Source organism: Cellvibrio fontiphilus, assembly GCF_042646205.1.
GTDB lineage: Bacteria > Pseudomonadota > Gammaproteobacteria > Pseudomonadales > Cellvibrionaceae > Cellvibrio > Cellvibrio fontiphilus_A.
The window spans coordinates 932,130-955,053 of record NZ_JBHRTF010000004.1 but is presented as its reverse complement, the minus strand read 5'-3'; the positions used below and the strand labels follow the sequence as shown (position 1 = coordinate 955,053).

Here is a 22,924-nt window from a genome sequence, read left to right as displayed (position 1 = left end):
TCGGCTCCGATTAAGACTTGCGGGCTTGCATCAATTCAATAAAGTGGTCGAACAAGGTGTCGGCTTCGTGCGGGCCGGGGCTCGCTTCAGGGTGCCCCTGGAAGCTGAACGCGGGCTTGTCGGTGCGATGGATACCTTGCAGGGAACCATCAAACAGCGACTTGTGGGTCGCACGCAGATTGGCAGGCAAGCTGCTCTCTTCCACCGCAAAACCGTGGTTCTGCGCGGTGATCAATACACGCTGGGTGTCCAGATTTTGTACCGGATGGTTGCCGCCGTGGTGACCGAATTTCATCTTGATGGTTTTGGCACCCGATGCCAGCGCCAGCAATTGGTGGCCGAGACAGATACCAAATACCGGAATATCGGTTTCAAGGAATGATTTGATCGCCTCGATGGCATAGGTACATGGCTCAGGATCGCCAGGGCCATTGGAGAGGAAGATACCGTCTGGATTCATGGCCAGCACTTCCGCCGCTGTCGTTTTGGCGGGAACTACCGTCAAGTCGCAACCGCGGTCTGCCAGCATACGCAGGATGTTGCGCTTAACGCCGAAGTCATAAGCCACAACTTTAAATGGCTTGGCGCCATTCAAAACCTTGTGTCCTTCGCCCAGCGCCCAGCTGCTTTCATTCCAGCTGTATGGCTCGCTGACGGTAACTTCTTTTGCCAAATCCAAACCTTTCAGGCCACCAAAGGCTTTGGCGGCTGCCAGGGCTTTGGCTTCGTCTACGTCATCGCCCGCCATGAGGCAGCCATTTTGAGCGCCTTTGTCGCGCAGGATGCGGGTCAGGCGACGGGTATCTATATCAGCGATGCCAATCACATTGCGCGCTTTGAGGTAGTCAGACAGGCTCTGGGTATTGCGGAAGTTGCTGGCTAGCAGCGGCAGATCGCGAATCACTAAACCCGTTGCCCAAATGCGGTCGCATTCTTCGTCTTCGCTGTTGGTGCCGGTATTGCCGATATGGGGATAAGTGAGGGTAACGATTTGCTGGGCGTAGGAAGGATCGGTGAGGATTTCCTGATAACCGGTGATAGCGGTATTAAACACCACCTCACCCACAGACAAACCATCGGCACCAATCGCGGTGCCACGGAACACACTACCGTCGGCAAGAACCAAAATGGCCTTTTTCGGGGCAGGAAGGGATTCCTGAGTAGTCAAAACAACCTCCTGAATTGGTTGGGGTTTTGGCTTGGAGAACACCGGCAGAAACAACCTGCTGGATACCCTTAAAGCGAGCTAATAAATGATTATGGGTTCGTCACCGGCGCCGCGCAGAGGTTCAGTTTTTTTGGGCTCAAAAATCCAGTCGCACTGTCGCTGATGGTATAGGCGGCGCGATAAGTCATTGAGTAAAAAGGCAAAATTGAACTGACTGCAAAACGTTTGGTTGTAAAAAAGCGAGATGAAACCCTGATCTCATCTCGCCTTTTTATGTTCTTGTGCGAACCGTCTTGTATTTTGTGTCGCCCGCGTTAGCGGCTGGGCGCAATCTGGCTGCGAATTCTACGGGAGCGAGCTGATTGTGTCTATTAGATATTGCACTCTTCTTAACCACTGATGTGGGTTGCGACTGCGAGTCGGCCGGGCGATCAACTACTGGCGGCACGCCCCAGCCGATCCTGCACATCGGCCCAGTCTTCGCTGGTGGGCGGTAGCTCCACCCAGATTTCTTTGGCGCCCAACTGATCCGCCTCGTGCAGGGCGCGATAGAGCAAACGGGCATAGGCGGGTTTGTCCTGCGGCATCAGGCGCGTCAGGGCAAAACCGACACTCACCGGATCCTGCGGCTCAGAGAGCAGCAAGCGCGCAACCCTATAACCCGGATCCAGCTGAACTTCGGCGCTTGTTTTGAGTTTGAGGCGGGTGCGTGGGCGATAGTGCACCTGCATATTGCCGGGCACCGCCACATTGTGTTGCTGCGGGTGATGCACAGGGCTACCGAGGAAATCCGCCAGGGTCGAGGCCGTGATAGGCCCTGCGCGCAAGACTCTGGGTTCAGCGCTGGTGAGATCCACAATGGTGGACTCAATACCCACCGTGCAGTCGCCGCCATCCAAGACCGCCGCCAACTTGCCCTGCATACACGCCATCACTTGCGCGGCACTGGTCGGGCTGAGCCCTTTATGGGGATTGGCCGAGGGGGCCGCCACCGCGAGGTTGCCGCGCTGGAGCAACTCGCGCAGTGCCGGATGCGCCGGAATACGCAGCGCCAGGGTATCGCGCCCGCCGGTGACTATGGGGTCTACCCAAGTTGCCTTGGGCAATACCAGCGTCAGAGGCCCCGGCCAAAAGTGATTGGCAAGGGCAAGAGCGACATCAGGCACCTGTGTCACCCACTCCTCAAGCTGGGCGATATGCCCCAGATGCACGATTAACGGATGATTTGCCGGGCGCTGTTTGGCGGCAAAAATCCCGCTTACTGCCGCGGGTTGACGGGCATCTGCCGCTAAACCGTAAACCGTTTCGGTGGGCACAGCCACCAGCTCACCGGCGCGCAGCAGGCTGATGGCGTGCTGCAGGTCAGAATCGCGCTTGGCATCAAGCAGCAGGGTCATGGTTTGCCTCATTCGGGGTTAAGTGGTCGCAAGTCAATCGTTTTGATAGTGGCTGCGCATAATCTGGGGGTTTGCATCCTACCTATATCCAAGGCTCAGGGGTTACACCAAGGGCAAGTGGCTGGATCGGCCAGCGCCTCAGCCACCGCTGTACGCTGCTGATAACCGCAACCGGCGCACTGGGCGATGCGCGCAATCAGGCTGTGGGTTGGCGTGCCGCAGGCGGCGCAGGGCAAGCCGGTTTCGGTTTGATCCGGCCAAAATCCCGGTCGCGCACAGTCCGGGCAAACACAAGCTAAACGCGCAAACAGATTCTCGGCCGCCCGCGCTATATGCACGCGCCGCTGGGGCGATTGATGGGCGCGCAAGTCATACGTAATACGCAAATCGGCAGGGATTTGTTCAGCGAAGTGCGCGGCGAGCTGCGCCTCTAGCTCCGCTTGGGTGGTTATAGCTTTAATGCTCCTGCCGGCCTTGTGGCCAGACGCCACTGCCATCACGCCCTGCCCTGCCGGTAGCTGCTGCCAAAAGCGCTGCTGCGCTTCGGTATCGCCATAGCGGTATTCATCCGCCGCAAAAGGCGCGGCATAACCTCCCACCACCGCCCAATCACCCTTGGCCGGTACACAGGCAACCAACTCCTGATTGTGAGTACCTATGCCCCAAGGGGATGCGCCAAAACTGCCCTCACTGCCCAAGCCAAAGTCGGCGCCGGTCAGCTCCAGCGCCAAGCGTGCCTTGTGCAACGCACATTCAACTGGCGTAAGGCGGCGCTCCACCTCACCACTAAAGGTGCCCAAGGTATCGGTATCAAAAGCAGTGCTATTGGTCAGGCGAGCCTGCCAGCGCTCAGCCAGCAGCGGGGCGATGATAGATGCCTTATGGTGCAGGCTTAACAGACCAAAATGCGCGCCGTGAAATTGCAAGGCGCGCGGGTGAGATGACATCAGAAATAGCCCTCGCGTTTTTTCTTTTCCATAGAGCCGACCTGATCTTTATCCAGCATGCGCCCTTCCCGCTCGCTGGTTTTGCTCATGAGCAACTCCTCAATAATTGCGCTCACGTCTTTGGCATCGCTCAGTACAGCGCCAGTTTGCGGATAACAGCCCAAAGTGCGACAGCGCACTTGCCGCACCGCGATGGAATCGCGCTCGGCGGGTGTCAGAAATGGCAGCATGCGCTCGTCATCCAGAATAAACACCTGCCCCGATTCCTCGCTGATCCAGCTCTGGCGCGGCGCGGCAAAATAGAGCGTCACCAGGTCGATATTCTCGCGCAGGATATAGAGCCAAATATCCAACTCTGTCCAGTTAGAGAGTGGAAACACACGCACAGTCTCGCCGGGGTTCAAGCGGGTGTTGTACAAATCCCACAACTCCGGGCGCTGGTTTTTGGGGTCCCAGGTTTGATGGGCATCGCGCACTGAAAACACGCGCTCTTTGGCGCGGGATTTCTCCTCGTCGCGGCGCGCGCCACCCAGCGCGGCATCGAATTTGTACTGGCGTAGCGCCTGTTTCAGCGCTTGGGTTTTCATTTGATCGTTGTATTTCACCGAGCCGGATAAAATCGGGTGCACACCCTGCGCCAGCGCCTCTTCGTTGATATGCACCTTAAGTTTCAAGTTGAGGCGCTCAGCCAAGCGGTCGCGAAAGCGCGCCATTTCCGCAAATTCCCAGGTGGTATCTATGTGCAGCAGAGTGAAGGGCACGGGCGCAGGCCAGAATGCCTTGCGCGCCAGATGCAGCATCACAGTGGAATCCTTGCCGATGGAGTAGAACATGCAGGGGTTGTCAAAACTGGCGGCCACCTCCCGCAAAATGGCGATGGCCTCGGCTTCCAGGGTTTGCAAATGGGTCATAGAGTAGTTCACGCCGACACCTCGCCAGCATAATCAAGCGCTGACTCCAGCGCAGGTACGGCGTGCCACTGGTCGCGCAGATAGCGGCTGATGCGCCGCTCCTCCCTATCCCACTGGAACACATAGAGCCATTCGTTGTTGATAAGCGCGGCAATATCCGGATGGCGCTGGATAATCCCCGCAATCGCCTGCCGGGGTGCCGCCAAATACACATTCAAGCGCACCGGTTGATGGCGCCAGTCTTTGCCATCGTGCAGGGATTGCAGCGGCAGGCCGATGCGCAGATCGCCGCCGTTGCCCTCAAATACCCCCAAATTGCCACCCACCACATTGTGCAGCAGCTTATTGCCGCTGCCGTAATGCAAGTTGTCGGTCATGGAAGCGTAGTACTGCAGGTTGATCCACTGGGTGACCACCATGGGCGCGGTGATGATTAATTCGAGGGTTGCAAAATCCTTATCCGCCTGCCAGTGATAGTCGTGCAAAAAGGCGCGGCCGCCCAGATTCAAGCCGCGGGTCGCCGCCCGTGGCGCGACAATAAAGGCGGCGTTATTGGCCAAGCCCCACTCCGGCCGCAGCTGTGCCCAGTCGCGGGTGCGCTCGGCAAAAGCACGCGCGCGGGCATCAGGCGTGGTGGCGCTAATTGCCATGGCACCGGCACGCTGCGCCCGCGCCCGTTCGCTGGCCGCCTGCAGCCAGCGCTGCCAGGTTTCTTCGGCAGCTTGGGCGGGTTCATCGGGTGCGGCAAACCACTCTATGTCATCGCTGGTAGTGTTGTGCAAACAAGGGACAAAACGGGTCGCCGCAGGAATATGAATACCCTGCGCCGCCAATGCTTCGCGCACCGGCGCGAGGTTGAGGAAATAGGCCAACACCCGCACATTCACCTCGCCCGACTGCCCGCCGCAAGCACCGCAGTCCAAACCGGCGGCGAGCGGGTTGTTGGCGGTGCAACTGCCGTGGGCGACCAGTAACACCCGCGGGGCAAAGCCTTGGGTCAGCCCCATATGACGCAGCACCCCGGCAAGCAGATTGGCGATCTCTTGGGGCGATAGCGGTTCGCCAGCGCGCCACAATTCCCAGCCCCTGATATTGGCAAACTGGTTGAGCGGGTTGGCATCGTGCTGGTAGCCAAAGCTCTGGGCGAGCAGGCGCAGGCCATCCACTATGCCCTTGGCCTCCACCCAGCCGAAACTGGCGGCGGCCTGTGCGCCGGTATTGGTTTTGGCGCGCTTGCTCAGCAGCGGTTTGAGCTGGCGCTGCTGGCCACCGGCTTGCAACACCGGGCGCGCACTGAGGGCGGGCTGCAAGAGCGCCGGCAACTGCGGCCGCTGCAAAGGAGTCGCCATAGGTTGATAGGCGATGGGCAAACCAAAAAAGCCGGCAAAGCCGAGGGTTTGGATATCTGGCGAGACCGATTCCAGCGCGCGGCGCATGGGCTCGGAGCGCACATCAATACAAAATACCGCCTGCAGCGCCGGCGCGAGACTGGCACTGGCCTGCGCCATGACCGGTGTAAGCGGTTCAACGCGGGTGAGCTGCTGCGCAAACTGCGCCTGCTGGCTCAGCTCCAGCGCGCGCTGCCATACCCAGAGGTACTGCTGGCGCTGGTGACACACAGCCTCGCGCAACATGGCTTGCTGGAATTGCTCGATAAACTGGCCGCACACGGCGATATTTTGTTGCGCGGGTTGCGCCAGCCACCACCAGAGCGCCCACTCCCACGCGAGCCTCACGGCGAGCAAATCGCCCAAGCAATTCAAACCTTGGGCGTCAGTCGCTCCCTGCTGGGCGTTGCGCGCAAACACTGCCGCCCAACCGTTAATATCCAACAGCAGCGCCAGACAGTATTTTTCAAAGCCCGCCTCATCAATCACACCCTGCTGTTGTAGCTCGCTATACATGTGGCTGATAACCGCAGCCGGGCTCTCTGGCAGGCTGAGGAAAAAGCCATGCAATTCAGGCGCCTCCATCAAAATCGCCAAACCTGCGTCTTGCTGGATGATCTCGCGCCAAAAGCTGTAAAAGCTGCCGGGTGCATCCAAGGGTTTGGGGTGACGCTCGGGGTAGCTGTAGAACAGACCGCAAGATTGGCTGATCTGCTGGGTGATCTCGTCGCGCCAGGGCATTTTGGTGGCTTGGGCGGGCTGCTCATCCAGCCAATCGCTCAGGTTTTTCCACTGGGGCAAATGCTCCGGCTCGTTAAGGTAATCCACCAAGGCTTGGGGCGATGCCGCCACGCCCAACTCACGCGCCGCCAGTATCAACTGCCCGGTGCTGATAGGCTCAGGAAACTGGCGACGATAATAGGCCTTGGGCATCAGCAGGCGCACAGCGCGCAGGCTGGCCAAACGCGCCACCACCTGGCTCATGGGCGTGTCGCGCCAGTGCCACCAAGGGTTTACGGCGACGGTTTTATCCAGCGGCCAGATTGGCGCGATACGCGCGCTGGCGGCTTGGGCGGCGCGCAAGGCAAAGGCATCCAGCGCTAAGGCGGTGTTCGGCAAACGATTAGCAAGCGCACTCATGATTTCACCTCAGCATCAAGAAAAGAGGGTTGGGTGGCACCGGGGGTCAGGGTCACTGGCCACCAGCGCAGGGTGAAGCGGGTCATCCATTCATCCAAATACAGACCAGCGTTTAAGGCGATCCACAGGCGGCGTACCTGGGTATTAAGCGGCCAGCGCTGCAGGCTGTAACTCGCCAGCATAAGCACTAGTAACAGGCTGCAGACCCACAGATCAGCCCAGAGATTGGCCGCCCTGGGGGCAAGCTCCAGCGCCTGCGCCAAACCGGTTTTAAGTGCGAGGTAAAGCGCGACCAAGGCCGCCGCTAGCAGCAAGCCCGCCAGCATGGGGCGCCACCAGTGACGGGATAGCGCCGCCTGTTGCGCCAGCCCTTGGGCAACCAGGGTGATAAGCGCGACAGATAAAATCACCCAAGGCACTAGCGAACCGCTGATCGCGTTCGAGCCACTAATCGCGTTACTGTCGGCAGCCGCAAACAGATAGCTGTGCGCCAACCAAACCACTCCGGTTACCAGTGGCACCACCAGCAGCGTCGCACCCAGCCATTGGCTCAAACTTGGCAAGCGCGCGCTGCCCAAGGCATCGCCCACTGACTGTTCCAGCTGCTCATTCACCGCGCTACCGGCGGCCAAAAACGCGCGCGCCTTGTAGCAGGAGTGGGCGATCAGGTGCAGCAGTGCCAATTCGTACAAACCGAGGGCGCACTCCACCAGCATCAACCCCATTTGTGCGCAAGTAGACCAGGCCAAGCGCACCTTGACGCTGATACGGGTAGTCATAATCAGCGCCGCGAGTACCGCCGATGGCCCCGCCACCAGCAGCAATAACCACTGGGCGACCACCACTTGGCTGAGCAAGGGCGCAAACAACAGCAAGAGCACACCGCCCAAATTAATCACCCCGGCGTGGAGCAAGGCGGAGACCGGCGTGGGCGATTCCACCACCTGAATCAGCCAACCCTGCAGCGGCAACTGGGCACATTTGAGCAGCGCCACCTGCGCCACACAGAGCGCCGCCAGAATCAGCGGCCAGCTCAGTTGATCGGCCTGAAGCTGGGCGATTTGCGCCATGATCTGTGACAGGGAGAAGCTATTGAATTGGCTGTAGAGCAGACCAATCGCGAGTGCTAACAGCAGCTCAGAGGCGCGCGCGATAAGGAATTTTTTGTGCGCAGCCAAAAGTGCACGCGGGCGATCCGGATAAAACAGCAGCAGCTGATTCAAGCTCAGGCTGACACCGACCCAGGCCGCCCAAAACAGTACTAAGTGATCAACCAACAGCAGGGTTTGCACGGCCAGCAGCGTCAGGGTAAGCCAGCGCAGAAAACGCGCGCCGTCGCTATCGCCTTGAAAATTGGTGGCGGCATAGCGGTAGATGATCCAACCTAAAAAGTTCACCAGCACTAACAGCGTCGCCTGCAGCACGCCCAAGCGCAGCACACCGCTTTGCAATGGTTCCTCCAGTGCGATCAGCCACAAACTTGCAGCTAAGAGCAGGTTAAAACCCGCTGCGCGCGTTGCCAGCGCCCAACCCCAGCTGCGTGCCGCCATAGCGCTAATGAGCAGCGGTATTAACAACAGCGCCCAGAGCGCAAAACTCCAAGGAACCGATTCGTTGATTGTCATCATTTACCCCCACGAGTGATCTATCGGGGGTTATTTTGGGCTAGCTGAAACCATCGGTAAAATACATAATTATCAACATATCGTTCACTTTTAACGAACAATAATCTGCAGGCATTGCTATGAGCAAACTCAATTACCATCACCTCTACTATTTCTGGCGCGTGGCCAAACAGGGCAACCTGACCAAAACCGCCGAGGCGTTGCATATTTCGCAATCGGCACTCTCAGCGCAGATTCGCCAGCTGGAAGCGACTATGGGTGTGGAGTTATTTGTGCGCGAAGGCCGACAATTGCGGCTGACCGAAAGCGGGCAAAGTGCGCTGGTGTATGCAGAGGAAATTTTTAAACGCGGCGAGGAATTGGAATCCTTATTGAGCAAAGGCATTCAACCGGAACTGCTCACAGTGCGCATTGGGGTGCTCACCACTATGTCGCGGAATTTTGTGGAGAGTTTTATCGAGCCGCTGATTCGTCGCCCCAATACCAAGTACATGTTGCACGCGCGCGGCCAAGTGAATTTGCTTAATGCGGTTGCCAACCACGAATTTGATTTAGCACTCACCAACATTCAGGTGCTGGGCACCAACAAGGAACTCTGGCAATGCCAACTACTTGCGCGCCAACCCGTAGCGATTGTCGGCCCGCCCGACCTGCCGCTCGGCAAAGCCTTTTCCAGCCGTTACAAAGATCACGAATGGGTCGTGCCCGTGAGCGAAAGCCCGGTGCGTTCAGCATTCGACAGCTTCTGCGCGCAACATCAATTCAAACCGCGCATAGTCGCCGAAGCCGACGATATGGCGATGTTGCGACTGTTGGCGCGCGACACCGGTGCGCTGGCGGTAATGCCCAATGTAGTCGTAAAAGATGAACTGCTGCAGGGCCGGTTGGTGAACTACCTGACCCTGCCCAATGTGTATGAAAATTTCTATGCGGTGACCGTGAAACGCCAAATACAAAACCAGCTGGTGAGCGAGCTGATTAACAGTGCCATTAAAACTTAACGCTGTTTCGTTTGAAAATAGTGAGCGATGGGAGACCAGCACAGCAGAACACAGGCCCCAATAACAACACCTGCTATTCCATTTAGCAGCGATGACATAAGCCATCCAAGGGGTTCAGTGGTATGAGCAACCGCCTCAATTACATGACGAATGGGTGCGATGTTGTGCGTCACAATTCCACCACCCACCATAAACATGGCAGCAGTACCCAGTATTGATAAAAACCGCATCAATTTTGGTGCAGCAGCCAGCAGGACGTTACCAAAAAATTGGGCAGTGGCATTTTGTTTTTTACACAGGTGCGCGCCCATATCATCCAACTTCACAATCAGCGCAACAAAACCGTATACACCGATTGTCATTATGATGGCGATACTCACCACAACAGCAGCTTGTTTGGCAAAAGTGGCGGCGGCAACCGTTCCTAATGCGATCACAATAATTTCTGCCGAGAGAATAAAATCTGTGCGCACGGCACCTTTGATTTTTTCTTTTTCAAACGCGACCAAATCCACCGCAGGGTTGGCTACCGCTTCAATCAATTCTTTATGTTGTGCTTCGTGCTCCGTTTTGGAGTGGAATAATTTATGTGCGAGTTTTTCACAGCCCTCAAAACATAAATAAGCGCCGCCAATCATCAACAAGGGAATAATCAACCAGGGAATAAACGCACTGATTAATAGTGCCGCAGGAACCAATATCAGTTTATTCAGCGCCGAACCTTTGGCGACCGCCCACACCACCGGCAACTCGCGTTCGGCGCGAATACCTTGCACCTGTTGCGCATTAAGGGCGAGATCATCACCCAATACGCCGGCAGTTTTTTTCGCGGCCACTTTTGTCATCACCGCCACGTCGTCCAACACAGTGGCGATATCATCAAGCAACATCAACAAACTTGAGCCGGCCATTATCAGTTCCTTGCAATCTATAAACAGTGGATAGAAAACTTAACGCAAGCCGAGCACATCCTGCATATCAAACAAGCCCGGCTGTTGTTGTTCAAGCCACACAGCTGCGCGCACGGCGCCGTTGGCGAAAGCTAAGCGGCTGGAGGCTTTGTGGGTGATTTCTACGCGCTCGCCGTCGGCCATAAACATAACGGTGTGATCGCCCACTACATCACCGCCGCGCACTGTGGCAAAGCCGATGGTATCGCGCGGGCGCGGGCCAATTTGACCTTCGCGGCCATAAACGGCCACTTTATCCAAATCGCGCTCCAGTGCATTGGCAAGCACTTCGCCCATGCGCATGGCGGTGCCGGAGGGTGAATCTACTTTGTGGCGATGATGCGCTTCGTAAACTTCTACGTCGTATTCATCGCCCAATACACGCGCAGCCAAATCCAACAATTTAAAACAGAGGTTCACACCGGTGGAAAAATTAGCGGATAACAAAAGTGGAATCTGGCTTTGGTAAGCGAGCAAATCTGCTTTTTCTGCGGCACTAAAACCGGTGGTGCCAATTACTATAGGTTTGTTGTGTGCGGCGCAGGTTTTGACATGATCGAGAGTCGCCAAAGGTGAGCTGAAATCAATCAGCACATCAAACTGATCCATTACTGTCGCTATGTTATCGACCAAGGTGATGCCCAATTTACCCACACCACCCAACTCACCCGCATCAGCGCCAAGCAGTGAACTACCCGGGCGCACTGTGGCCGCGCCCAAGGTTGTTTGTGGATTTTTTTGGGTGGCTTCAATCAGTGCCTTTCCCATACGGCCTGCAGCACCAGCGATTGCGATTCGTGTCATTTTTTTTATCTCAACAAGAAAGGATTTGAACAGGATGATTTAAAAATTATTCATCATCTTCTGTATTAAATAAGTGCCCAAGCTTACCTTTTTTGGTTTCCAGGTATTTGGCGTTGTGTGGGTTGCGGCCGGTTTGATGAGGCAAACGCTCAACAATATTTACACCCATATCCTGCAGCGCTTTTACTTTGCGCGGGTTATTGGTCAACAATTTTAACGATTTAATGTTCAGGTGTTCGATCATAGGTTTGAGAATGGAGTAATCGCGCATGTCTGCACCAAACCCCAACTGCTCATTGGCTTCTACTGTGTCGGCGCCTTGATCTTGCAAGTGATAGGCTTTGATTTTATTCAGCAGGCCAATGCCGCGACCTTCCTGACGCAAATAAAAAATCACACCGCGCCCCGCTAATGCAATTTTATGCATCGCCGCTTGTAATTGCGGGCCGCAGTCACAGCGCATGCTAAAGAGCGCATCGCCGGTCAAGCATTCAGAGTGCACGCGCGCCAGCACGGGTTCATCGCCAGTGACATCACCCATGGTGAGTACTACATGTTCTTTTTCATTTTCAGCATCGCAAAAGCCGTGCATCACAAAAATGCCCCAAGGCGTAGGCAATTTGGAAGACTCTACAAAACGAACGGTCACAGGAACCTCACAAAATAAGCAATGAGTTGCAGCACCAAGAGTGCGTAAATTCCGGCGAGTAGATCGTCGATCATAATGCCGAAACCGCCGTGAACTTTTTTATCTAACCAATTAATGGGCCAGGGTTTGAGAATGTCAAAAAAACGAAATAACACAAAGCCAACCAGCACCCATTGCCAACCGGCGGGAGCCATAAACATGGTGACCCAAAAGCCGACAAATTCATCCCAGACTATGCCGCCGTGATCGTGCACCCCCAGCGCTTTGGAGGAGCGTTCGCACCAGTAAACGCCGAGCGCAAAAGTAACCAGCAGCCAGCTTAAATAAACTGGCCAGGCCAAATGTTGCAGCAGTAAAAAAATCGGAATGGCCACCAATGTACCCACAGTACCCGGCGCCTTGGGCGAAAGACCACTACCAAAACCAAATGCAAAAAAATGATCGGGGTTGCGCAGTAATTGTTTCCAGTGGGGATTATTCATAATCCATCTATTCCATTAAAAATGCTGGTAGCCGCGCTTGGGCAGCGCAAATAACTCACCGTTTAATTCACAACTCACCGCATTGCCTGCGGTAATTTCACCCACCACGGTGGCACTGAGTTTGCCCTGTGCAATCAGCATGGCAAGCTCCGGCATTTTTTCTGGCGCGAGGGTGAAACAGAGTTCGTAATCATCGCCGCCACTCAAGGCCCATTGGTAAATTTGCTGTTGATTGGCAGAGGATTGCTCCAGCAGGGATTGCACCGCTGGGGAGAGAGGTAAATCCTCCACATAAATCACTGCGCCTACATCGCTTGCAGTGCAAATATGTTGCAAGTCAGCGGCGAGGCCATCGGAAATATCCAATGCGCTGCTGGCTAGCTCACGAATGAATTGGGATTCTTGTAAACGCGGCACTGGGCGATAAAAACGGTCGTGCAAATAGGCGCGGTGTTCGTCAGCAAATGAATATTCTTGTTGAATCGCCGCGAGTGCAGCAGCGCCATCACCGACAAAATGAGTGACTAAAACAAAATCCCCCACATTAGCGCCATCGCGGCGCAGGCTATGCTGCGGCTGGCAAGCACCCATCACCTGAATGGTGATGGCAAGCGGGCCGGAGGTAGTATCGCCCCCCACCAAGGCAATGCCGTATTCACGCGCGCAGCGAAACAAACCGCGACTAAATCCACGCAGCCAATCTTCATCGGCTTGAGGCATAGTGAGTGCAAGGGTGAACCACAGCGGGTCTGCGCCCATCGCGGCCAAATCACTTAAATTGGTGCGCAGCGCGCGCTCGGCAATTAGTTCGGGGTCGGCATCCTTTGGAAAATGCACGCCGGCAACCAGTGTATCTACCGATACCGCAAGCTGCTGCCCAGCGGGAATTTGTAGCAGCGCGCAATCATCGCCAATACCCAACACCACACCAGCTGCCGGATTCTCCGCCTGCTCGCGCTGGAAAAATTGTTGGATTAATTGAAATTCACTGGGCATTGGTTTACGCCACAATAGACAAGAAAAATAGAAAAGAAAAAAGGAACAAACAACAAGGTGAGCCAGGCTCACCTTGAGGCAAGCTTGTTAACGACCGTTACGCTCCGCCTTGACTTCAACCGCGCGCAATACCGCTGCAGTTTTGTCTAACACACCGTTAATAAATTTGTGACTATCTTCCGCGCCGAATTTTTTGGCCAGCGCAACCGCTTCGTTGATAACCACTTTGTAGGGGACATCAATACGCGCTTTTAACTCGTAGGTGGCCATGCGCAACAGAGCGCGGGTAATCGCGTCTAATTCAGCGAGTGAGCGATCCACTAAATAGGGCGTAAACGCCGCTTCCAAATCACTGAGGCTTTCCGGTACGGCATGCAAAATTTCGTGGAAATAGTCCACGTCCACTTTGCTCATATCGTTGTCGGTACGAAATTCCGCTTCAATAGCGTTAATGCTGGAGCCGGCCATTTGCCATTGGTAGAGCGCCTGCATAGCGTAGTGGCGCGCCATGCGACGAGTGGCCGCGGTGTGGCCTTTTTGCTGAGCGGAAGAAGTGTTCATGAACAATTACCTGATAAAAACGTAAATGCCCGCTTGCACGGGCATAAAATAAACAAAGAAACCAAGGCGCTAATCGCCTACTGGAAATGAAAATTTCCAGCCTTAGATTTTGCCAAACAGTGAAACCATTTCCAGCGCGGTAGAGGCAGCTTCTACACCCTTATTGCCGGCTTTGGTGCCAGAGCGCTCAATGGCTTGCTCGATAGAATCTACCGTGAGCACACCAAAGGTCACTGGCACACCGTATTGCAGTGACACCTGCGCCAAACCCTTGGTGCATTCACCGGCAACATAATCAAAGTGCGGAGTACCGCCACGAATTACCGCACCCAGAGCGATAATTGCATCGAACTCATTTTTGGCGGCAATTTTTTGCGCGGTGAGTGGAAACTCAAATGCACCTGGTGCGTAATAGATGGTGATGTTTTCATCTTTAATGCCGTGACGACGCAGGGTATCTAATGCGCCATCTTTTAAGCTTTCCACGACAAAGCTGTTCCAACGGCTAACAATCAATGCGTACTTGCCTGCCGATGCGGAAAAATCACCTTCGATTACCTTGATATTGCTCATAAGTTTTTCTCGTTAAATATTCCGATTTTAAAATTTGTTTACCCCCTCCCAACCTCCCCCTTTGCAAGGGGGAGGAGTTTTTGTCCCCTCCCCTTCTGAAGGGGAGGGCTAGGGTGGGGTTAATCACCTTCCGGACAAATATATTCCACTACTTCCAAATCAAACCCCGACAGGGCGGAGTAGCGCATGGGCGCAGACATCACACGCATTTTGCGCACACCCAAATCACGCAGGATTTGCGAGCCGGTGCCCACTTGTTTGTAGAGCACTTCCGAACTGCGGCGCATCTGCTTACCGGAAATCAACCAGTCAATGCTGTCTTCCACTTCCTGGGTGGATTCATCGTGGCAAATCAGCAGCACAACGCCCTTGCCCTCTTCGCTGACTTTTTTCAGCGCATCCTGATAAGTCCAGCTTTTGCCGCCGGCGACCGAGGTGCGTTTAAGGTTCAGCACATCGCGCGCTATATCCATCACATGTACACGCACGAGCGTAGGCTCTGCATTGATCTCACCCTTGGTCATCACAAAGTGCAAATCGCCACGGGCGGTATCGCGATAGGTATGTAAATCAAACTCGCCGTAAAGCGTATCGACCTTGCGGCTATTAACGCATTCGACAGTGCGCTCTTTGGTGGCGCGGTAGTGAATCAGGTCGGCAATGGTACCGATTTTCAGGTGATGTTGCTCGGCAAATCGCTCCAAATCCGGGCGGCGCGCCATGGTGCCGTCGGGGTTCATCACCTCTACGATCACTGCTGCTGGCTCAAACCCAGCCAAACGTGCCAGATCACAACCGGCTTCGGTATGGCCGGCACGGCTCATCACGCCGCCGGGCTGAGCCATGAGCGGGAAAATATGGCCGGGCTGCACCAAGTCGCTAGGTTTGGCATTGGCTTTTACCGCCGCGCGCACAGTGAGCGCACGATCCGCTGCGGAAATACCGGTGCTTACGCCTTCGGCCGCCTCAATAGAGACGGTAAAGTTGGTGGTGTGCTGGGATTTGTTGTCGCTCACCATCAGCGGCAAATCCAATTGTTTGCAACGCTCTTGCGTCAGTGTGAGGCAGATAAGGCCGCGCGCGTGGGTGGCCATAAAGTTGATATCTTCCGGACGCACCTGCTCGGCCACCATAATCAGGTCGCCTTCATTTTCACGGTCTTCGTCATCCATCAGGATGACCATTTTGCCGTGGCGCAGGTCTTCAATCAGTTCTTCAATGGTATTGAGTTGCATAGAAAATTCCGGTTGCCGATGCCAATCACATAAAGCCGTTTTTGGCTAAAAATTCCAGGGTGATGCCCTGCCCTTCGCCCTCAGCGGCTTTGTCGCCGAGCATTAACCGCTCCAGATAACGCGCCAACACATCCACCTCCAAATTGACTTTGCTGCCCGTTTGGTAGGTTTCCATGATGGTCCACTTAAGGGTGTGGGGCACGATGTTCAGTTCAAACTCGGCGCCATCCACCTTGTTAACGGTAAGACTAGTACCATCCACCGTAATTGACCCCTTGTGGGCGATGTATTTCGCCAAGGCCTTGGGCGCGCGAATGCGAAACCGCTCCGAGCGGGCATCGGGGTAGCGACTGACCACTTCACCCACGCCATCCACATGGCCGCTCACAATATGTCCCCCCAAACGGGTTTGGGGCGTGAGTGCCTTTTCCAGATTAACCCGCTGCCCGACTTTCCAGTCGGGTAAGGTGGTGTTGTCCAGTGTTTCGCGCGAAACGTCCGCCCAGTAGCCATCGCCGGGCAAATCCACCACAGTCAGGCACACGCCGTTGGTGGCGATGGAATCCCCCAAATGGACGTCCGCCAAATTCAGGTTATGGGTTTTGATGCGCAGGCGCAGATCGCCGTTGTTGGGCTGTAGAGCGACGACTTCGCCAATAGCTTCAATAATACCGGTGAACATAACTTAGCTCCGAATTCTCGCCGTAAAATCGCGGCCGGGAGTTATACGATGATGCTGTTGGGTTGGGCTTGACCGGTAGGCACCGGAATGCGCAGGTCAATGACTTTAGTCTTGGCCAGATGATCGTGAATGCAGCGACGATCATCGCGGAAAATCGCCAGCACATCCGCAAGGCGCAGCAAAATGCCAATCACCGGCACCATGCCCATCAACCATTGGGATGCATAGCGCTGCACAATCAACGGAATAAACGCGGGCTTTTGATTATCCATAGTCACTATGGCAATACCGATAATACGTTTACCAATGGTTTGGCCGAATTGATGCAATAAAAATCCGTGCAGGACAAAAAACATCATCAACTGGAACAGCACAATTTTTAATGCCAACTCCGGTGGAATAGCGCCCTGCTGCTCGGCAATTTCCATCAAGCCCTGACTTTGTGCAAAGGGGAAAATACAGAACATCATAATCACCACATCGATGATTGTGGCTTGTAAACGTTTACCCAGCGACGCGGTGTTATCCACCGGTTGAGGCGGGGGGAATGGTGGGGTTTGGGGTTGATCACTCACAACAGGAAACCTTTCAGAAAAAACTCGCAGTTAATATTCGGTATCGGGCACGGCGGTGATACGCCAATCGCGGCCGACAGCGCAAATGTCTTTAATCTTCAGCGCCAGGGATGAGGACATAGTATCCAATGGCAACTCGAATAAACCGCGCGCCTTATTACCCAATAGCTTGGGTGCCATATAAACAATAATTTCATCCAACAAACCACGGCGTAAAAAACTGCCGGCCAAGGTCGCACCTGCTTCCACCAACACTTCATTGCATTGGCGACGGGCGAGTTCGCTGATTAATGCCTGCAAATCAATCCGGCCGTCTTTGGCGGGCAGCGCCAGGAACTCAACAAACTCCGGCCAACCCGCCAGCTGTGATTCTTCCACTTGGCCATTGTGCACCAACAATATCGGGGTGGACTGCTTAAACATCAAGGCGTTGCGTGGCGTGCGCAGGCGGGAATCCAGAATGACCCGCAGCGGTTGTTTGGCCGCCGCCGCTTGGGCTTGGGTATCCGGCAAACCCAATTCATCGGCGCGCACGGTGAGTGAGGCATTATCCTGCAGTAGGGAATCCACACCGGAGACTATGGCGCAGGAGCGGGCGCGCAGGCGCTGTACATCGGCGCGGGCTTTGGGGCCAGTGATCCACTTGCTCTCACCGGATTCCATCGCCGTGCGACCATCCAGACTCATGGCCATTTTGCAGCGCACCAGTGGCCGCTTGCGCTCCATGCGTTTGATAAACCCGGGGTTGAGCGCACGGGCATCGTCCTCCAGCACCGGGCCATCGACTTCAATGCCAGCGGCACGCAATAGCGCTATGCCATTGCCCGACACCAATGGATTGGGGTCTTCCATGGCATATACCACCCGTGCCACGCCCGCATCCACCAAGGCTTGTGCACAGGGACCGGTACGGCCAGTGTGGCTGCAAGGTTCAAGGCTAACGTAGGCAGTAGCACCGCGTGCATTATCACCTGCAGCACGCAATGCATTGGCTTCAGCGTGACCTTCGCCGGCGCGCTCGTGCCAACCCTCGGCAATGACATCGCCATTTTTAACCAACACACAGCCCACCCGTGGGTTAGGCATAGTGGTATAGAGGCCGCGCTCCGCCAAACGGAACGCCAGCGCCATAAAATCAAAATCGGTTGCAGAGATGCTCATGCGGGAATCATTCGTTTTCCGGTTGCTGCTCAAGGCGATCAATTTCCTGACGGAATTCATTCAGATCCTTAAAGCGGCGATAAACAGAGGCAAAGCGCACATAGGCGACTTCATCGAGTTTTTGTAACTGTTCCATGACTTTTTCGCCAACCAACAGCGCTTTCACTTCGCGCTCACCCGTGGCCTGCAAAAAATGTTTGATGTGATTGATGGCGGATTCGATAGCCTCGATGCTCACCGGGCGTTTTTCCAAGGCGCGCAATAAACCAGCGCGCAATTTATTTTCATCGAAGGGTTCGCGCGTGCCGTTTTGTTTGATGATACGCGGCATCACCAACTCGGCCACTTCAAAGGTAGTAAAACGCTCATGACAGGATAAACATTCGCGGCGGCGGCGCACCTGATCGCCCTCAGCCACCAAGCGGGAATCGATAACCTTGGTATCTTCCGCGCTACAAAACGGACAATGCATGATCAATAGCCCTGGCGATAGTGAAAGTGCGCGCATACTAGCACAAAGTGAGCGATTTTCGCCCATTCAGCGGCGCGCAGATTGCAGCGAACAGCGCAGACAATACAAGCGGCCAAGGGTTATTCAACAACCTCAACACGATTGCGGCCCGCTGCTTTGGCAAGGTAGAGCGCGCGATCTACCCGGGCAAAAAAGTGCACCAGCGTTTCTACACCGCCAAATTGCGCCACTCCAAAACTGCCGGTAATACGCAGGGTTTTATGGCCCAACTGCAATTGTTCCGCGGCCATCGCATCGCGCAGTTTTTCTGCAACACCATGGGCAGCAGGGAGCGATGTTTGTTTGAGTAAAATTAAAAATTCTTCGCCGCCCCAACGACATAACACGTCACCATTGCGCAAACTATTTTCCAGCATACGCGCCACGCGCATAATCACCCGGTCACCCGCCAAGTGACCATGACTGTCGTTAATATTTTTAAAGTGATCTATATCAAGCAGGATCATCGACAGCTGTGTTTTAGCGCGATGCGCCTCATGCACAGCTTGTTCAAACATCAGCTCAAAAGCCTGGCGATTTAATAACCCGGTGAGCGAATCGGTAGCGGCGACATTTTCCAGACGACGCTGGAAGCGATTAACGCTATACAAACACAAGAGCAACACCAGCGCGGTCACTACACTGCTCACCGCGAGGTTGCCCATTAGTACCTGCCGCACTCGGGCAATTTCTTCCTCTTCGGTTTGCTCAACCACCAGGTACCAATTGAATTCAGGAATGTAGCGCGAGCTGAGCATAATCAGCCCGCCACCTGCATCGTATTCCAGATTAGTGGGCTGGCTATTTTTGTTCAAAATACTGGTAGCAATTGCCGCTATCCCCGGCAATTCATGAATAGAACCCTTGTGCAACTCGCCGGTTTTCGCCGAGACAATAATCTCACCCGCCTCATTCACAAAATATACGCGCCGATTAAAACGCTGCTGTATATCATCGATAACCCGCGCTAATGACTCCAGCGTCAAACCCACGCCCGTTGCGCCAATAAAATTACCCTGGTAATCCAACACGCGATAATTAATAAAAATAGTCACCGCATCATGGTTGGCAAAATCTACATCGAGATTCATTTCATAAGGGTCTTTCATATCGCGCACACGGTAAAACCATAGGTCGCGCGGCTCGCTCTCCTTCACGGTTTTTAAAATACCCTGGGAGTAATAGTAGTTACCGGTTTTATTGGATACCAAAAAGCTACTGACTGCGCCGTACTCGCGTTTAACTTCATTCAAATAGCGAACGATTTGCGCAGAATCCTGCTCGCCAGAAAGAATCCAGTCGCGCACAAAAGTGTCGCTGGCCATGAGGGAGGAGATAAAGGTGGGACGCAGCACATCGCGCTGGATTTCAGAATAAATATTATCGCCGGTGAGCGGCAAACCCTGATCAACAATCGAGTGGCGGATTTGATCGCGCGACACCCAGTAACTTGCCAAACTGGTGGCGAGGAAGCCAATAATTAACAAGCTCCCCAGCCACACCAATAAACTGTACTTCTTCCACAACACCCGCAACATCGCTTCGCATCCAACATCTGTTTTGACGCTAGTCTAGCAGAGCCTTGGAGCAGGCTGTTGGTCAGCTACAAAGGCATCAAAGGATTATTTAGCCGCTTTGAGGGCGGCGTTATAAGCCTTCACTAAATTTGTATGAAGCAATTTTAAACTCGCTACCAGATTGCGCAGCTCAACTGTTCTTGCCTTGGCTGCAGTATTGGCCGCTTGCGCTTGCGTGAAGACGGAAGCCGCCGCCAGTAGTCTTTGATTGGCCAGATTCAGTGCGCTCTGATTGCCATTGATGGTATCAACCAAGCGATTTAACTCCGCAACTGCGGTGTTATATTTAGTCACCAACGCATTGTAGGCCGTAAGTTTGGCCTGCTTGGCAACACTGGTTGTCGCCGCGTTGTAGGCAGCGATTGCCGATTGCAACTGAGCTTGCAGCTTGTTCAAACTTGCAACTGACGTGTTGTATTTTTTTACCGAAGTTTCATAAACCGTTTTCGCCGTTTTAACTGCTGTAGTGGCGCGCGTTAATTCAGTCTTGGCGGCAACTTCCGCTTGCTGTGCTTTGGAGGCAACCTGGACATGGGCAGTTTGCGCCGCTATCGCAGCATCCAGATTGGTTTTGGCTTCCGCTACCCTGAGTGCCAGTTCCGTCACACCCAGACTGCTTGACGCCGAACTTGAACTGCGACTGGAGCTTACTCCAATAGCAGAGCTTGTTGAAACCGCCGAACTGCTGTAGGCAGAAACACTTTGGGAGGAACTTGCTTGACTGGAAACGCCTTGGTAAAACGCGGCGATTTGCGGGCCGGTGACATTCAGTGCATAACGCGCATCAGCACCGCTGGTGGAATTGGTTCTCGCTACACCACAAGGTTGGCCGTTACATAACAATTCGGGGTTGGAAAACTTGTAAATCTTGCCGGTCCAATAATCAACGCTGAACTCGCTTTGGTAGGCCATTATGGTGGTGAAGGAACCTACTACACCGTAGCCGAGCGCGTAGGGAAAGGTGCCACCAGTGCCATCCTGTTTGCGCGAGTGTTTCAATCCCATGTTATGCCCAAGCTCGTGTGCCGTTACATAGTCGCCACAAGCGTTAACTGCGATATGCGAAAACATATAACGCTTCCATATATTGCTATTAAAATCACCGTTAGTGCCATTCCCACCTACCCAAGCAACACCGCAACTACCATGAGTGGTTTTATAAGGGCGATAAAAGATAACCATGTCCGCCTTGTATTGCTCGCGCGCGGCCGACACCGCCGCAAAAGCGGCATGGGAGTTATTGGTAATGTCATTAAGTGCAGTTTCGGCAGCATTATCATCGGTGTAAATCACCTTGAGGCTACCAGCAAGACGTACTTCCAAATCCACACCGCTATCGCTGTAAATTTGGTTGGTTACCTGGAAGATATGATTGAAGCGACTGCTAGGATCAGCACCATAGAGTGATGTCACCCCATCGGTATAAACCACCAATACATCGATAACCTGCGAAGCAGCTGATACAGGCAGCGCAATAAAAATAAACTGAAGCAGATAAATAACGCGGGTAAAAAATAAGCCCAAAAATTTCATAGTGTTTGTCTCATTTGACTTTACTGAAAACCATCCCTGATTAACAAAAATTTGCGCGCATCCATTAAAGCCAAGACGTTGCGAATGCAAAAACCGCAACCCTTACAGCGGTAACTTCACTCTCATTTAGTCATTTGCTGATTGACTCCTAACTTAATCGTGATTGTGTAACGAGTGTTGGCGCAGCTCCTCTTCGGGAACTTCTAGATAATCATTTTTACCCGGCTGGGTTAGTTCTACCTCCGCCGGATTTTTGTAGACCCAACCATTACCATCGCGGGCCTCCAAACTGTAGGAGCCCTTGGGAGTAGTGATAGTTGCAAAGGCGAGGCCGGCGCCGTAGGTCATTACAACCGGATAATTATCACCGTCCAGATGACCACTCCAGCTGTAGTCTCCATTTTCCAGACGGGTGGATTTGGCAACGGTGACCTGAATTGAATCGCCATCCGGCAAGGGTAAAGTCAATTGCTCGCCGGGCAGCGGCAGCGGGGCCTGACTATCCAAGGTTACCGGTTCATAAATACTGATTCCCTCAGGCAGGGGCAAACTCTGACCACTTTCTGCCTGCGCTAATTGCCAGGGCGATTGGTCGCTGCCAACACGAGCCGGGGTATTAGCCTGATTTGCTGCCTGGTTGCCACTATTGCCTTTCGCGGTTTCAGGCACGGTAACCAATATGGCCTCTGCCTGCTGCAACAACTCGCTCGATTCATCAACCAAAGCCTTATCAACCATCATTGCGCCAGGGTGCATTAGCGGCAAGGGTTCAGGTTGCGGGTGACGACTAGCCCACCACCAGTAGGCCACAACCGCAAGCAGTAGCAGCAAGATAAAGACAGGAAGCGCAGCGCGTTGTGATGGCATGGGAATTCGACAAAGGGAATATTGAACATAATGCTAGGCGCCAAGGGCAGCAAAATCGAGCATTAAATAGGCGATGGAAAAACAAAATCTAAGGCGTATGAACTTGCTTCTTAACTGTTATTAACAGCTAAGCCCAAAACGAAAAAAGGCAGCCGAAGCTGCCCTTTCAAGATCAACACACTGTTACCGCT

At 54.1% G+C, this 22,924-nt stretch carries 22 protein-coding genes; 1 reads left to right on the top strand and 21 read right to left on the bottom strand.

All coding sequences use genetic code 11. The features are described 5' to 3' along the window. Nucleotides 1-10: 10 nt before the first annotated feature. From carA to ACFODX_RS12640, 6 genes are all read right to left on the bottom strand, one after another. Nucleotides 11-1,168, bottom strand: coding sequence for a glutamine-hydrolyzing carbamoyl-phosphate synthase small subunit (carA, locus tag ACFODX_RS12665; protein ID WP_378119639.1), 1,158 nt, complete (start codon nucleotides 1,166-1,168; stop codon nucleotides 11-13). Between the two features lie 431 nt (nucleotides 1,169-1,599). After that, nucleotides 1,600-2,565, bottom strand: a complete 966-nt coding sequence (locus ACFODX_RS12660; protein WP_378119637.1) for an L-threonylcarbamoyladenylate synthase — start codon at nucleotides 2,563-2,565, stop codon at nucleotides 1,600-1,602. Nucleotides 2,566-2,660: 95 nt separating this feature from the next. Beyond that, nucleotides 2,661-3,512, bottom strand: coding sequence for a DUF6671 family protein (locus tag ACFODX_RS12655; RefSeq protein ID WP_378119634.1), 852 nt, complete (start codon nucleotides 3,510-3,512; stop codon nucleotides 2,661-2,663). Beyond that, nucleotides 3,512-4,423 carry a sulfate adenylyltransferase subunit CysD gene (gene cysD / locus ACFODX_RS12650; RefSeq protein ID WP_378120101.1) on the bottom strand — a complete coding sequence of 304 codons (912 nt, stop codon included), beginning with the start codon at nucleotides 4,421-4,423 and terminating at the stop codon, nucleotides 3,512-3,514. Before cysD ends, ACFODX_RS12655 begins: the two co-directional genes overlap by 1 nt. Before the next feature lie 8 nt (nucleotides 4,424-4,431). Next, complete coding sequence (locus ACFODX_RS12645) at nucleotides 4,432-6,951, bottom strand: putative inorganic carbon transporter subunit DabA (protein WP_378119632.1); 2,520 nt, start codon at nucleotides 6,949-6,951, stop codon at nucleotides 4,432-4,434. Continuing rightward, entirely contained in the window at nucleotides 6,948-8,579 is a 1,632-nt protein-coding gene (locus ACFODX_RS12640) for an NADH-quinone oxidoreductase subunit L (RefSeq protein WP_378119630.1), read from the bottom strand. Before ACFODX_RS12640 ends, ACFODX_RS12645 begins: the two co-directional genes overlap by 4 nt. A gap of 116 nt (nucleotides 8,580-8,695) precedes the next feature. Between ACFODX_RS12640 and ACFODX_RS12635 the strand changes: the two genes are divergently transcribed. Beyond that, on the top strand, nucleotides 8,696-9,577 hold the full coding sequence (locus ACFODX_RS12635; RefSeq protein WP_378119626.1) for a LysR family transcriptional regulator: 882 nt from the start codon (nucleotides 8,696-8,698) through the stop codon (nucleotides 9,575-9,577). Here the strand turns inward: ACFODX_RS12635 and ACFODX_RS12630 are convergent. From ACFODX_RS12630 to ACFODX_RS12560, 15 genes are all read right to left on the bottom strand, one after another. After that, complete coding sequence (locus tag ACFODX_RS12630; protein ID WP_378119624.1) at nucleotides 9,574-10,488, bottom strand: DUF808 domain-containing protein; 915 nt, start codon at nucleotides 10,486-10,488, stop codon at nucleotides 9,574-9,576. The two genes, ACFODX_RS12635 and ACFODX_RS12630, sit on opposite strands and share 4 nt — an antisense overlap. Nucleotides 10,489-10,527: 39 nt before the next feature. Then, nucleotides 10,528-11,331 (bottom strand): 4-hydroxy-tetrahydrodipicolinate reductase, encoded by an 804-nt coding sequence (gene dapB / locus ACFODX_RS12625; protein ID WP_378119622.1) that lies wholly within the window; start codon nucleotides 11,329-11,331, stop codon nucleotides 10,528-10,530. A gap of 46 nt (nucleotides 11,332-11,377) precedes the next feature. Further along, nucleotides 11,378-11,980 (bottom strand): GTP cyclohydrolase II, encoded by a 603-nt coding sequence (gene ribA, locus ACFODX_RS12620; protein WP_378119620.1) that lies wholly within the window; start codon nucleotides 11,978-11,980, stop codon nucleotides 11,378-11,380. Next, nucleotides 11,977-12,462, bottom strand: coding sequence for a phosphatidylglycerophosphatase A family protein (locus tag ACFODX_RS12615; protein ID WP_378119618.1), 486 nt, complete (start codon nucleotides 12,460-12,462; stop codon nucleotides 11,977-11,979). The genes ribA and ACFODX_RS12615 overlap by 4 nt, the downstream gene beginning before the upstream one ends. Before the next feature lie 15 nt (nucleotides 12,463-12,477). Continuing rightward, nucleotides 12,478-13,458 carry a thiamine-phosphate kinase gene (gene thiL / locus ACFODX_RS12610; protein ID WP_378119615.1) on the bottom strand — a complete coding sequence of 327 codons (981 nt, stop codon included), beginning with the start codon at nucleotides 13,456-13,458 and terminating at the stop codon, nucleotides 12,478-12,480. Between the two features lie 87 nt (nucleotides 13,459-13,545). Beyond that, nucleotides 13,546-14,019 carry a transcription antitermination factor NusB gene (gene nusB, locus ACFODX_RS12605; RefSeq protein WP_378119613.1) on the bottom strand — a complete coding sequence of 158 codons (474 nt, stop codon included), beginning with the start codon at nucleotides 14,017-14,019 and terminating at the stop codon, nucleotides 13,546-13,548. A gap of 102 nt (nucleotides 14,020-14,121) precedes the next feature. Then, the gene (gene ribH / locus ACFODX_RS12600; protein ID WP_324257771.1) at nucleotides 14,122-14,592 is read right to left on the bottom strand and encodes a 6,7-dimethyl-8-ribityllumazine synthase; all 471 of its coding nucleotides are present in this window, start codon (nucleotides 14,590-14,592) and stop codon (nucleotides 14,122-14,124) included. Between the two features lie 119 nt (nucleotides 14,593-14,711). Then, nucleotides 14,712-15,827, bottom strand: coding sequence for a bifunctional 3,4-dihydroxy-2-butanone-4-phosphate synthase/GTP cyclohydrolase II (gene ribBA / locus ACFODX_RS12595; protein ID WP_324257772.1), 1,116 nt, complete (start codon nucleotides 15,825-15,827; stop codon nucleotides 14,712-14,714). A gap of 25 nt (nucleotides 15,828-15,852) precedes the next feature. Continuing rightward, complete coding sequence (locus ACFODX_RS12590) at nucleotides 15,853-16,509, bottom strand: riboflavin synthase (RefSeq protein ID WP_378119611.1); 657 nt, start codon at nucleotides 16,507-16,509, stop codon at nucleotides 15,853-15,855. A gap of 41 nt (nucleotides 16,510-16,550) precedes the next feature. Further along, nucleotides 16,551-17,084 carry an RDD family protein gene (locus ACFODX_RS12585; protein ID WP_378119609.1) on the bottom strand — a complete coding sequence of 178 codons (534 nt, stop codon included), beginning with the start codon at nucleotides 17,082-17,084 and terminating at the stop codon, nucleotides 16,551-16,553. A 30-nt stretch (nucleotides 17,085-17,114) separates the two neighbouring features. Next, entirely contained in the window at nucleotides 17,115-18,245 is a 1,131-nt protein-coding gene (gene ribD / locus ACFODX_RS12580; RefSeq protein WP_378119607.1) for a bifunctional diaminohydroxyphosphoribosylaminopyrimidine deaminase/5-amino-6-(5-phosphoribosylamino)uracil reductase RibD, read from the bottom strand. 7 nt (nucleotides 18,246-18,252) lie between these two features. After that, on the bottom strand, nucleotides 18,253-18,717 hold the full coding sequence (nrdR, locus tag ACFODX_RS12575) for a transcriptional regulator NrdR (protein WP_324258098.1): 465 nt from the start codon (nucleotides 18,715-18,717) through the stop codon (nucleotides 18,253-18,255). 119 nt (nucleotides 18,718-18,836) lie between these two features. After that, nucleotides 18,837-20,294 carry a sensor domain-containing diguanylate cyclase gene (locus ACFODX_RS12570; RefSeq protein WP_378119604.1) on the bottom strand — a complete coding sequence of 486 codons (1,458 nt, stop codon included), beginning with the start codon at nucleotides 20,292-20,294 and terminating at the stop codon, nucleotides 18,837-18,839. An 84-nt stretch (nucleotides 20,295-20,378) separates the two neighbouring features. Further along, nucleotides 20,379-21,866, bottom strand: a complete 1,488-nt coding sequence (locus ACFODX_RS12565; protein WP_378119602.1) for a M12 family metallo-peptidase — start codon at nucleotides 21,864-21,866, stop codon at nucleotides 20,379-20,381. Nucleotides 21,867-22,019: 153 nt separating this feature from the next. Further along, nucleotides 22,020-22,733 carry a hypothetical protein gene (locus ACFODX_RS12560; protein WP_378119600.1) on the bottom strand — a complete coding sequence of 238 codons (714 nt, stop codon included), beginning with the start codon at nucleotides 22,731-22,733 and terminating at the stop codon, nucleotides 22,020-22,022. Nucleotides 22,734-22,924 lie beyond the last annotated feature (191 nt).